Origin of the sequence: Bacteroides sp. B1-V-101 (assembly GCF_023656585.1) — a bacterium.
GTDB classification, from domain to species: Bacteria; Bacteroidota; Bacteroidia; order Bacteroidales; family Bacteroidaceae; genus Bacteroides; species Bacteroides thetaiotaomicron.
Map to the genome: position 1 here is coordinate 359,735 of NZ_JAMOKH010000003.1, position 12,355 is coordinate 372,089.

Sequence of the window (12,355 nt, forward strand, 5' to 3'; positions counted from 1 at the left end):
ACGACAAAAGTATAACATTCATTTGACAATGAAGATATTTTTATGATTTTTCATCACTAACTATTTAACCTAACCACTCAAAGCAATGAAAAAGAGTATATTTTTATCATTTATTTTATGTTTGTGCCTTGTCGCCTGCATACCACAGCAAGCAATGGCGCAAAAGCAAAGCCGCATGGAAAAGCTGCTGAGGTATCTGAACGACAATGACGCCGACAAATGGCAGAAGAACAGGGAAAAACTGGATGACGAAACAAAGGCGTACTATGCCGAAGATTTATCATTGATGGACGTCCTCAACGACCTGTGGAACGGACAGAGCGAACAGGCAGCCACCCTCTATTTCGGCTGCTACGAGAAAGCCGCCCAAAATAACTTCCCCGGTATCTGTGAAGGGGAAAAGATTCCGCTTTCTCAGATACGGGACAAGGCGGACCAGTCCATTATCAACCTGCTGGAGGCCTCGAAAGATAAAATTCCTTTCAGCCGGGCACTGCTGGACAGCATTCACGCCACCGAATATCCGGTTGACTCCGCCATGCTGCAACGGCTGCAGAACATCCGCGAGGTGGCACTGCTGGAAGGAATGCTCAAAGCCCCCACTCCCATCATTTACCAGACTTACGTCAAGGAGTATCCCAACGGCAAATTTATCGCACAAGTCAACGCCTCCGAAAACGTACGGCTCTACCAACTGGTGAAGACGGCCCCGACTCCTGCAAACTTCAAAGCCTTCTTTGAAGACCCCGAAATGCAGAAGTATTATCAAGACAGAGGTCCGCGCCCCTATCTTGCCGAGGTCCGTACCTTATACGATGATTTCCTGTTCCAACGTATCGACAGCCTGAAAAAAGAAGGAAATGCCACCGCCATCCGGCAGATCATCGATGATTACAAGAACACACCTTATCTGGCCACCGGTGCACGGACTCACCTGAACGATCTTGAATATCTCAGTGAAAAGGCAGACTTCGAGCTTCTGAAGCCGGCAATAGTCAACTCCGAATCGCTCGGTCTATTGCAGGAATTCCTCAAAACACACAAGTATAAGGAATTTCGTGACCAGGCAAAAAATTTGCGTGCTCCATTTATCCTGCAAGCCATTGTTTCCACCCCGACTACCGTGAAATATTACACTCAAGGACGATTGATAAAGTGCTGCGAAACCGACAGCACCGGCAATATTACGACCAGCTACACCTACAATGACAAGGGGCAGCTTACCACCACATTATCCGTGACCGAAAAGAACGGACAACCCATCAACGAAGTGCAAACCAGCAGGCTGTACGACCCGCAAGGCCACTGCATCTTCGAAGTGAAAACTAATCCGAAAACCAAAACGGACTTTTACCGCCGTGCACGCCGCATCGGTATCGACGGTAGCATCGAAAGCGATTCTCTAAAATACATGGACGGCAGATATACCGTCAGCAGCTACAACAAGCAGGGATTACTGACGGAAACCAAAGAGTACAACAAGAACGGGGAAATGGAGGGATATACAGTCAACAAATACGACGACAAAGGCAGAATGACCGAATCTCAGCATCAGAATATGCTCTTTGTCAATTCGCCCAACCAGATTCTCTCGCAAAAAGAACTGTATGAATATGATAAATACGGATACCTCACCCGCATCGTCTACCAACGTATCTTCGGCAACAGCCAGAAGACGTCCGGCTGCCTGACCTGCCTGTACGACGAGTACGGAAACCGGATCGACGGTGACTCCTATTACGAATATGACAATACGGGACAATGGATATGCCGCACCAGCTATGACAACCCGCAGCAAGTGGAACGTATACAGTACATTTATAAATAAAAATAAAATACCGTGAACCTTTTGCGAACTATGGCTGTTATTATAGTATAACAAAACCATTTAAAGTTTTGACAATATGAATACTATATTAATGTCTTTAATAATTATGACCATGACTTACGAAATGCCTAAACTTCCTTACGCAAACAATGCGCTGGAACCTGTAATCAGTCAGCAAACGATAGATTTCCATTACGGAAAACATCTGCAAACATATGTAAATAATCTGAATAGCCTTGTGCCCGGAACAGAATATGAAGGCAAAACGGTAGAAGAAATCGTTGCCACCGCTCCCGATGGAGCTATCTTCAACAACGCCGGCCAAGTGCTGAATCACAATTTATATTTCCTCCAATTCGCTCCGAAACCTTCGAAAAAGGAACCGGCAGGCAAACTGGGAGAAGCCATCAAACGTGATTTCGGCAGCTTTGAAAACTTCAAGAAAGAATTCAATGCAGCAGCAGTCGGATTGTTCGGTTCAGGATGGGCCTGGTTGTCAGTAGATAAGAACGGTAAACTGCATATCACCAAAGAAGGAAACGGCAGTAACCCTGTACGCGCCGGACTGAAACCACTTCTGGGTTTTGATGTGTGGGAACACTCCTACTACCTGGACTACCAGAACCGCCGCGCCGACCACGTAAACGCCCTGTGGAACATCATCGACTGGGATGTGGTAGAAAAACGAATGTAACCGGACTCATTAAAATTAAGCTAAACTATACTATTGAAAAGGTCGTTGTGAATTTCACAGCGGCCTTTTTTCTAGCATAAAAAACTAAACTATCTATTGTATTTCAAAGGCATAATTTGTATTTTTGCAATAGCCGAAAATCAAAACAGACAATTATGACACTTCAGCTAAAAAATAAAAAATGGCGCATTGTCTACGTTATTTCCTTTCTTTTATTCTCCTTTACAGGCAATGCGGCTATTCCGGAAGAACCGGAAGAGGAGATTCTTTTCGTGACGTCCTATAATTCCGATACTAAATATACCTACGATAATATCAACACGTTCGTAGAAACGTACCGCCAACTGGGTGGCAAGTATTCCACCATCGTAGAAAACATGAATGTTACCGACCTCAATCAATCCAGAAAATGGAAAAAAAGACTTACCAACATTCTGGACAAACATCCGAACGCCAAGTTGGTTATCCTGCTGGGTGGCGAAGCGTGGAGCAGTTTCCTGCACCTCGAAGACGAGAAGTACAGACAACTGCCCGTATTTTGCGCTATGGCATCGCGCAACGGCATCCGTATTCCGGAAGACTCTATTGATATACGGACTTATGAACCTCAGAGTATCGACTTAACGGAAAGAATGAACAAATACAATATAATATACTGTAACACATATGAATATGATATCGATAAGGACATAGAAATGATGCGAAGCTTTTATCCGGATATGGAGCATTTAGTGTTCATCTCGGACAACACCTACAACGGACTTGCCGAACAAGCGTGGGTAAAAAAGAATATGAAACGCTATCCGGAAATATCGACGACCTATATTGACGGCCGTATCCACACCCTTGATGCTGCCGTCAAACAACTACGCGATGTCCCCAAAAATTCGGTTGCACTACTGGGTATCTGGAGAATTGATAATCGGGGCATAACGTATATGAACAACTCTGTATATGCTTTCTCCAAAGCGAATCCAGAGTTGCCTGTTTTCAGCCTGACTGCTACTGCCATCGGTTATTGGGCAATCGGAGGGTATATCCCCCAATACGACGGAATAGGGAGAAGCATGGGAGAACAGGCTTATCAATTTCTGGACAAGGGGAAAAACAATGTCAGCCACATTCATTTGTTACCCAACAGGTACAAATTCGATGCCAACAAACTGCATGAATGGGGATTTCAAGACAAGAAACTACCTTTCAATTCACTTATCATCAACCAACAGGTGCCTTTCTTTCAGGCATATCGGACGGAAGTGCAATTCATCCTGTTTACCTTCCTTGTACTGATAGGCGGACTGTTTATCTCACTGTATTATTATTACCGGACAAAAATCTTAAAGAATCACCTTGAGAAGACTACAGCCCAATTAAGGGAAGATAAAAAGAAACTGGAATTATCGGAAATTGCGCTACGTCATGCCAAAGAGCGTGCCGAAGAAGCCAATCAACTGAAAAGTGCCTTCGTATCAAATATGAGCCACGAAATACGGACACCGCTGAACGCTATTGTCGGCTTTTCCAGCCTGCTGATCGATACCGTGGAAGCAACGGATGAGCAGAAGGAATATGCGGATATCATCCAGACTAATTCCGAATTGTTATTGCAGCTGATCAGTGATGTACTGGATGTATCACGCTTGGAATCAGGCAAACTGCTGTTCAAGTATGAATGGTGCGAACTGGTAAATCATTGCCAGAACATGATCACACTGACCAGGAAAAACCGGACAAGAGATATAGATGTCAGGCTTCAGATGCCGAAAGAGCCTTATATGCTCTATACCGATCCGCTACGTTTGCAGCAGGTGATCATCAACTTACTGAACAATGCCCTGAAGTTTACTCCCGACGGCGGAAGTATCACGCTGGATTATGAAATAGACGAAGAAGACCAGTGTATGCTGTTCTCTGTGACCGATACAGGCGCGGGCATCCCCGAAGACAAGCAGGAACTGGTATTCCAGCGTTTTGAGAAGCTCAACGAATTTGTGCAGGGAACAGGCTTGGGACTGGCGATCTGCAAACTGACCATACAACGCATGGGAGGCGATATCTGGATTGACAAGAATTATAAAAACGGAGCACGGTTTGTCTTTTCTCATCCTATCAAAAAGCGGGAATCGGAAGAAAAATGAAAAAAAAACGGATAATTTGATGAATCTTTGTTTCTTTTTCGCTTACTTTGCTCCCGTAAAGACAAAGGGGTGCCCCCAAAGAGGGGCTGAGATTATACCCTAGGAACCTGAGGCAGTTAGCACTGACGTAGGGATTGTGTTTCTTTCTTATCGCCTTTCTATATAAGCACGCTCTTTGTATTTACTTTCAACTTATTAATACTGATAGGACAATGAAAGTACAAGTTAACAACAAAGAGGTGGAAATGACTCCTGCTTCTACCCTTACACAACTGGCTGCCCAACTGGAACTTCCGGTACAAGGCATCGCTATTGCCGTAAACAACAAAATGATTCCACGTTCCGAATGGGAGAAATTCGCGTTACAGGAGAATGATAACCTCGTGGTCATCAAAGCGGCTTGTGGAGGGTAAAAGTATGGTTAGTCTACAATTTATCACCCACCAGACCGATCGGTATACTTCTTTCGAATCGGCACTCATGGCACTTGAAGGAGGATGTAAGTGGATTCAGCTACGCATGAAGGAAGCTCCGTGTGAAGAGGTGGAAGCTGTTGCCCTCCAACTAAAGCCGCTCTGCAAAGAAAAAGAAGCGATCTTACTTCTGGATGACCACGTCGAACTTGCCAAAAAGCTGGAAGTGGACGGAGTGCATCTGGGCAAAAAAGACATGCCGATAAATCAGGCACGACAATTACTTGGAGAAGCATTTATTATCGGAGGTACGGCAAATACATTCGAAGATGTCGTACAGCACTACCGTGCCGGAGCAGATTACCTCGGCATCGGTCCTTTCCGGTTTACCACTACAAAGAAAAACCTGAGTCCTGTTCTGGGACTGGAAGGTTATGCCGCTATTTTATCTCAGATGAAGGAAGCGAATATCGAACTGCCGGTAGTAGCCATCGGAGGAATCACCCGTGAGGATATACCCGCCATACTCGAAACCGGAGTGAACGGAATCGCGCTTTCCGGAACGATTCTTCGGGCGGAGGATCCGGCAGCGGAAACACGAAAGATTTTGAACATGAAACGTATAATCAAATAAAATAATTGAAAAGTGGAAAAGTTAGTAATTGCAGGCCGTGAGTTCAACTCCCGCCTTTTTCTGGGTACAGGAAAATTCAATTCCAATGAAGTAATGGAACAAGCCATTCTGGCATCGGGCACTGAAATGGTAACCGTAGCCATGAAGCGCATCGACATGGATGACAAAGAAGACGACATGCTGAAACATATTATTCATCCGAATATCCAGTTGCTACCCAACACATCGGGAGTACGCGATGCGGAAGAAGCTGTTTTCGCCGCACAGATGGCACGTGAAGCTTTTGGTACCAACTGGCTGAAACTGGAAATCCATCCGGATCCGCGCTATCTGCTCCCCGACTCTATCGAAACCCTGAAGGCTACAGAACAGCTTGTTAAACTGGGCTTTATCGTATTACCTTATTGCCAGGCCGACCCTGTGCTCTGCAAACGACTGGAAGAAGCCGGTGCCGCTACCGTAATGCCGCTGGGTGCTCCCATCGGAACTAACAAAGGACTGCAAACCAAAGAATTCCTGCAGATTATTATCGAACAGGCCGGTATCCCCGTTGTCGTAGATGCCGGAATCGGTGCACCGAGCCACGCTGCCGAAGCAATGGAACTGGGTGCTTCTGCCGTACTGGTAAATACCGCCATCGCCGTAGCAGGCAATCCGGTAGAAATGGCGTTGGCCTTCAAAGCCGCCACCGAAGCCGGAAGACGGGCATACGAAGCAGGACTGGGTCTGCAGGCTGATAACTTTATAGCAGAAGCAAGTTCACCTTTAACTGCATTTTTGGAATAAGTAATAGGTGATAAGTAATAGGTAATAAGTAGGGAGTAGTGTTTGTTTCACTATTCTTAATGATATGATAATAAAATTCTATGGAACAAAAAATAAAATTTTCCCGTTCTCAGAAAGTGTATCTGCCGGGTAAACTCTATCCGAACATCCGTGTAGCCATGCGGAAAGTTGAACAAGTGCCCAGTGTCAGCTTCGAAGGAGAAGAAAAGATAGCTACTCCGAATCCGGAAGTATACGTATATGACACCAGCGGTCCGTTCAGTGACCCGTCAATGAGCATTGATCTTAAGAAAGGACTTCCCCGCTTACGTGAAGAATGGATTGTGGGACGCGGTGACGTGGAGCAACTCCCCGAAATCACTTCGGAATACGGACAAATGAGACGTGATGACAAAAGTCTGGATCATCTCCGCTTTGAACACATTGCCCTTCCCTATCGTGCCAAAAAGGGAGAAGCCATCACTCAGATGGCATACGCCAAACGAGGAATCATCACTCCGGAAATGGAATATGTGGCGATCCGCGAAAATATGAACTGTGAGGAACTGGGAATCGAGACTCACATTACTCCCGAATTTGTCCGTAAAGAAATAGCAGAAGGACGTGCAGTGCTGCCTGCCAACATCAATCATCCGGAAGCCGAACCGATGATTATCGGCCGTAACTTCCTAGTGAAAATCAATACGAATATCGGAAACTCTGCCACCACTTCCAGCATTGACGAGGAAGTGGAAAAAGCTTTATGGAGCTGCAAATGGGGAGGTGATACGCTGATGGACCTTTCAACAGGAGAAAATATTCATGAGACACGTGAATGGATCATCCGCAACTGCCCTGTACCGGTAGGCACTGTACCTATCTATCAGGCACTTGAGAAAGTGAATGGCGTAGTGGAGGACCTTAACTGGGAAATCTATCGGGACACACTGATCGAACAATGCGAACAGGGAGTAGATTATTTTACGATTCATGCAGGTATCCGCCGTCATAATGTTCATCTTGCCGATAAACGTCTGTGCGGCATTGTCAGCCGTGGAGGAAGCATCATGAGCAAATGGTGTCTGGTGCACGATCAGGAAAGTTTCCTGTATGAACACTTTGACGATATCTGTGATATTCTGGCTCAATACGACGTTGCCGTATCATTGGGAGACGGACTGCGTCCGGGCTCTATCCATGATGCCAACGACGAAGCACAGTTTGCAGAACTGGACACGATGGGAGAACTGGTACTTCGTGCATGGGAAAAGAACGTGCAGGCATTTATCGAAGGTCCGGGACACGTACCGATGCATAAAATCAAGGAGAACATGGAACGTCAGATCGAGAAATGCCATGATGCGCCATTTTATACACTCGGCCCTTTAGTGACGGATATCGCTCCTGGCTACGATCACATTACCTCTGCCATCGGAGCTGCTCAAATCGGCTGGTTAGGTACAGCTATGCTTTGTTATGTCACTCCGAAAGAGCATCTTGCCCTGCCGGATAAAGAAGACGTACGTGTAGGGGTTATCACTTATAAGATTGCCGCTCATGCTGCCGACCTTGCCAAAGGGCATCCGGGAGCACAGGTACGCGACAATGCCTTGAGCAAAGCCCGTTACGAGTTCCGCTGGAAAGATCAGTTCGACTTGTCTCTCGATCCGGAACGGGCACAAGGATATTTCCGCGCGGGACATCACATTGACGGAGAATACTGCACGATGTGCGGACCAAATTTCTGCGCCATGAGATTATCCCGTGATCTGAAGAAAAATGCCAAGAGTGATAAATAATGAGTTGTGAATATCCCCAAACCAAGTCACAACCTCATTTCTTTTTAATTTTCAACTTTCAATTAATTAAAATGTTCTCAGACGAATTAGAAAAAATATCCTGGGAAGAGACGACAAAAGCCATCTATTCCAAAACAGATGCCGATGTGCGCCGTGCATTAGGCAAAAAAGAGCATCTGGATGTCAACGATTTTATGGCATTGATCTCACCTGCCGCCACTCCCTATCTGGAAGTGATGGCCCGCCTCAGCCAGAAATATACGATGGAGCGGTTCGGCAAAACAATCTCTATGTTTGTGCCGCTCTATATCACCAATTCATGCACCAACTCCTGCGTCTATTGCGGTTTCCATATCAGTAATCCGATGAAAAGAACGATTCTGACGGAGGAGGAAATCATCAACGAATACAAAGCAATCAAACGGCTGGCTCCTTTTGAGAATCTTTTACTCGTGACAGGTGAAAATCCGGCAGCAGCAGGTGTACCTTACATCGCCCGTGCTATCGATCTGGCAAAACCTTATTTCAGCAACCTTCAGATTGAAGTGATGCCCCTCAAAGCGGAAGAATACAAAGAACTCACCCATCACGGGCTGAACGGAGTCATCTGCTTTCAGGAAACTTATAATAAGGCGAACTATAAAAAGTATCACCCGCGAGGCATGAAGTCCAAATTCGAATGGCGTGTCGATGGATTCGACCGTATGGGACAGGCGGGTGTCCATAAGATCGGCATGGGTGTCCTGATCGGTCTGGAGGAATGGCGGACAGATGTGACAATGATGGCTTACCACCTCCGCTACCTGCAGAAACACTACTGGAAGACCAAATACAGCGTCAACTTCCCCCGTATGCGTCCATCCGAAAACGATGGCTTCCAACCCAATGTTATCATGAACGACCGGGAACTTGCACAGCTTACTTTCGCCATGCGAATCTTCGATCATGATGTAGATATCTCCTATTCTACCCGTGAAAGCGCCGAGATACGAAATCACATGGCAACACTGGGCGTGACAACCATGAGTGCCGAAAGCAAGACAGAACCGGGCGGATATTACAGCTACCCGCAAACACTGGAGCAGTTCCATGTGAGTGACGAACGGAAAGCGGTAGAAGTGGAACGTGACCTGAGGAAATTAGGACGTGAACCGGTCTGGAAGGATTGGGACCAGTCTTTTGACTTTAAAAGATAAAACGATGCGATACGACAGGCAAATGATCCTTCCCGAAATCGGAGAAGACGGTCAGCAGAAACTGAAGCAAGCAAAGGTTCTTATTGTAGGCGTGGGAGGGCTAGGCTCTCCCATAGCCCTCTATCTGACCGGAGCAGGAGTAGGCTGCATTGGACTGGTAGATGACGATGTAGTCAGCATCAGTAATCTGCAACGGCAAGTGCTCTATTCGGAGAAAGAATTAGGTAAACCCAAGGCAATATGTGCCGCCGAACGACTTTCCGCACTAAACAGCGAGATAACTATCCGGACTTATCCAATCCGTTTGACGGAGGAAAACGCACAGGAAATTATCAGTCAGTATGATATAGTAGTAGACGGCTGCGACAACTTTTCTACCCGCTATCTTATCAATGACATCTGTGCCGAAATGGGGAAAGTGTATGTCTATGGAGCAATCTGCGGCTTTGAAGGTCAGGTATCCGTTTTTCATTACGGAGAAGAGAAAAAAAGTTATCGGGACTTATATCCGGACGAAGAAGAAATGAGGCGAATGCCTCCGCCTCCCAAAGGTGTAATGGGCATTACTCCTGCGGTAACAGGAAGCATCGAAGCAACGGAAGTGCTGAAGATTATCTGTGGATTTGGCGAAGTATTATCAGGTAAACTATGGACTATTGACTTGCGCACATTGCAATCTAACAAATTTTCACTATAAACGTTGGTTTCTGAAATAGTTAATTAGTAACTTTGCTAAACTTTACAACTTTACACAGGAAATGAAACTAATTGTAGTTACCACGCCCACGTTCTTCGTTGAAGAAGATAAGATTATTACCGCTCTTTTCGAGGAGGGACTGGATATTCTACATCTCAGAAAACCTGAGACACCGGCCATGTATTCCGAACGATTACTGACGCTGATTCCGGAAAAATATCATCGCCGCATTGTGACACACGAACATTTTTATCTGAAAGAAGAGTTCAATCTGATGGGTATCCACCTGAATGCACGCAACCCAAGCGAACCGCATGACTATGCCGGACACGTCAGTTGTTCCTGCCATTCCGTAGAAGAGGTGAAGAACAGAAAGCATTTTTATGATTACGTTTTCATGAGTCCCATTTACGATAGTATTTCGAAGGTTAATTACTATTCTACTTATACGGCAGAAGAACTACGTGAGGCACAGAAAGCTAAGATCATTGACTCTAAAGTAATGGCACTTGGAGGTATTAATGAAGATAATCTATTAGAAATAAAAGATTTCGGATTTGGAGGGGCTGTTGTACTGGGGGATCTCTGGAATAAATTTGATGCCTGCCTGGATCAGAATTATCTGGCTGTGATCGAGCATTTCAAGAAGTTGAAGAAATTGGCGGACTAAGAAACAGCAGCCTGGTTCAAGCATTTGTTTCATCCAATAAATCATTCAGAAATAAAAAAGCCGCGGAGAGCATCTCCAGCGGCTTTCTTTTTATTTGTTTCTGTACATTTGCTATTTACCAGAATTTGTATCCCACACTGATTGCAAAATTCAAGTTCTTCCCGGTATCAGTTTCCAATTTAGTCAATCCGAATTGTCCGTCGAGCCCTACGATAAACTTTTGATATTCCAAAGCAACACCGACTCCTAATCCAAAATCAAAACGGTTCAGACCTTTCATGTCTGATAAATCATACTCGCTCGGATCAAGAATATCCCCAAGAGGAATGTCATGGCTTTGTCCTCCCGCTTCAATAGTCATTTTATCAATCTTGCCAAAAGTATTCATCTTTGCCGTAGCTTTCTGTCCCTGATATTCCACAGTAGCCTTCGTTTTACCTCCTACACCATAAGCCAGATAAGGACCGGCACTTACAACTATATTCGTATTGTCGGCTACATTAAAACGGGCAGCAGCCATAACAGGCAACTCCAAATACATCTGATTAACTGTGACTTTAGCATTTACTCCCATTATCTCACCACTATCCAGCTTTCCGCCTTTAGTCGAAAAGAACAGGGTAGGCTGCAATGACCACATATCATTAAAAGCATACTCCGTCCCTACTCCAACTCTAAAACCAACTTTTGCATTAACCTCATCAGTCGTCCAATTACTAATGTTCATACCTACTTTCGCATTCCAACCTGTAATCTGTGAGAAGCCCGCAACCGATACCAGCGCAAATAAAATAAATAAGACACTCTTTTTCATAATTTTTCTAGTTTTAATTAAGTACTAAGGATTATCCCCTCGTTTGTTTTACGACACAAATATATGCGCAAAATACTAAGAAAGCAATTTTTTTGTGAACAAACGTGTAAAATATAGAGATTACACAATCGAGTAGGAGGAAAACGAAGTAGAAGTTTTCCTCCTACTTTCGTTTTCCGACCTCTCACACCACCGTACGTGCCGTTCGGCATACGGCGGTTCTCTTAACTGCGATGCAATTGGGTATAAAGAATTATCATTGACGGATAACCCGCCATTACAAGCTTATCTGTTGTGATTGCTCTATGCAATATCCAACTATCCGCAATGCGCCAATAGCCTTTACGGGTATTCGCCCATTCCCAAGATTTCCGACGAGGGATGCCACACTTCTGCAAGCTGGCAAAACGTGTACGTACCCGCTTCCAACTCTTCCATATATACATTCTAAGACGACGATTGTACCACTTCGCTGTTTTGATTATAAAATCTTTCATATCGGCATAACGATAGTATGTCAGCCAACCTCGGATGTATTGCGTCAGGTGGAGTTTCAGCCAAGCGTAGCCTTGACCACTACTACGGGCTGGTCAGGTGCTTGATGGTGCGTTTGAACTTGGATTGACTTTTCTTATGAAGATTAAGACCACATTTACGGTCGGCTCTTCAGTAGAAGGAGTGTCCAAGATACTTCTTGCCGCAGATGG

11 protein-coding genes, 1 pseudogene and 1 riboswitch are annotated in these 12,355 nt (G+C 45.2%); of the genes and pseudogenes, 10 read left to right on the top strand and 2 right to left on the bottom strand.

Annotation, left to right across the window (positions count from 1 at the left end):
* Window positions 1–85 precede the first annotated feature (85 nt).
* The 10 genes from NBH01_RS04570 to NBH01_RS04615 all read left to right on the top strand — a co-directional run bounded on the left by NBH01_RS04570 (window position 86) and on the right by NBH01_RS04615 (window position 10,834).
* Window positions 86–1,828, top strand: a complete 1,743-nt coding sequence (locus NBH01_RS04570) for an RHS repeat protein (protein ID WP_072066786.1) — start codon at window positions 86–88, stop codon at window positions 1,826–1,828.
* Window positions 1,829–1,904: 76 nt separating this feature from the next.
* Window positions 1,905–2,522, top strand: a complete 618-nt coding sequence (locus NBH01_RS04575; protein WP_008761328.1) for a superoxide dismutase — start codon at window positions 1,905–1,907, stop codon at window positions 2,520–2,522.
* A gap of 155 nt (window positions 2,523–2,677) precedes the next feature.
* Window positions 2,678–4,660: a sensor histidine kinase gene (locus NBH01_RS04580; RefSeq protein ID WP_225680608.1), complete on the top strand. Its 1,983-nt coding sequence runs from the start codon at window positions 2,678–2,680 to the stop codon at window positions 4,658–4,660.
* Window positions 4,661–4,715: 55 nt separating this feature from the next.
* A riboswitch (TPP riboswitch) is annotated at window positions 4,716–4,811 on the top strand.
* Window positions 4,812–4,872: 61 nt separating this feature from the next.
* Window positions 4,873–5,073 carry a sulfur carrier protein ThiS gene (thiS, locus tag NBH01_RS04585; RefSeq protein WP_008765536.1) on the top strand — a complete coding sequence of 67 codons (201 nt, stop codon included), beginning with the start codon at window positions 4,873–4,875 and terminating at the stop codon, window positions 5,071–5,073.
* Between the two features lie 4 nt (window positions 5,074–5,077).
* Window positions 5,078–5,707: a thiamine phosphate synthase gene (locus NBH01_RS04590; protein ID WP_225680606.1), complete on the top strand. Its 630-nt coding sequence runs from the start codon at window positions 5,078–5,080 to the stop codon at window positions 5,705–5,707.
* A gap of 12 nt (window positions 5,708–5,719) precedes the next feature.
* Window positions 5,720–6,493: a thiazole synthase gene (locus NBH01_RS04595; protein ID WP_055218179.1), complete on the top strand. Its 774-nt coding sequence runs from the start codon at window positions 5,720–5,722 to the stop codon at window positions 6,491–6,493.
* A gap of 80 nt (window positions 6,494–6,573) precedes the next feature.
* The gene (thiC, locus tag NBH01_RS04600; protein WP_008765534.1) at window positions 6,574–8,271 is read left to right on the top strand and encodes a phosphomethylpyrimidine synthase ThiC; all 1,698 of its coding nucleotides are present in this window, start codon (window positions 6,574–6,576) and stop codon (window positions 8,269–8,271) included.
* Window positions 8,272–8,342: 71 nt separating this feature from the next.
* A complete protein-coding gene (gene thiH, locus NBH01_RS04605; protein WP_202572718.1) occupies window positions 8,343–9,467 on the top strand; it encodes a 2-iminoacetate synthase ThiH in 1,125 nt (374 codons plus the stop codon).
* Window positions 9,468–9,471: 4 nt separating this feature from the next.
* Complete coding sequence (locus tag NBH01_RS04610) at window positions 9,472–10,164, top strand: HesA/MoeB/ThiF family protein (RefSeq protein ID WP_022470238.1); 693 nt, start codon at window positions 9,472–9,474, stop codon at window positions 10,162–10,164.
* A gap of 61 nt (window positions 10,165–10,225) precedes the next feature.
* Window positions 10,226–10,834: a thiamine phosphate synthase gene (locus NBH01_RS04615; RefSeq protein ID WP_008761321.1), complete on the top strand. Its 609-nt coding sequence runs from the start codon at window positions 10,226–10,228 to the stop codon at window positions 10,832–10,834.
* A gap of 115 nt (window positions 10,835–10,949) precedes the next feature.
* Here NBH01_RS04615 and NBH01_RS04620 read toward each other — a convergent pair whose 3' ends face one another.
* Window positions 10,950–11,648: a porin family protein gene (locus NBH01_RS04620; protein WP_195380494.1), complete on the bottom strand. Its 699-nt coding sequence runs from the start codon at window positions 11,646–11,648 to the stop codon at window positions 10,950–10,952.
* Window positions 11,649–11,872: 224 nt separating this feature from the next.
* Window positions 11,873–12,217 (bottom strand): annotated as a pseudogene (locus NBH01_RS04625) (group II intron maturase-specific domain-containing protein); the annotation flags it as partial.
* Window positions 12,218–12,355 lie beyond the last annotated feature (138 nt).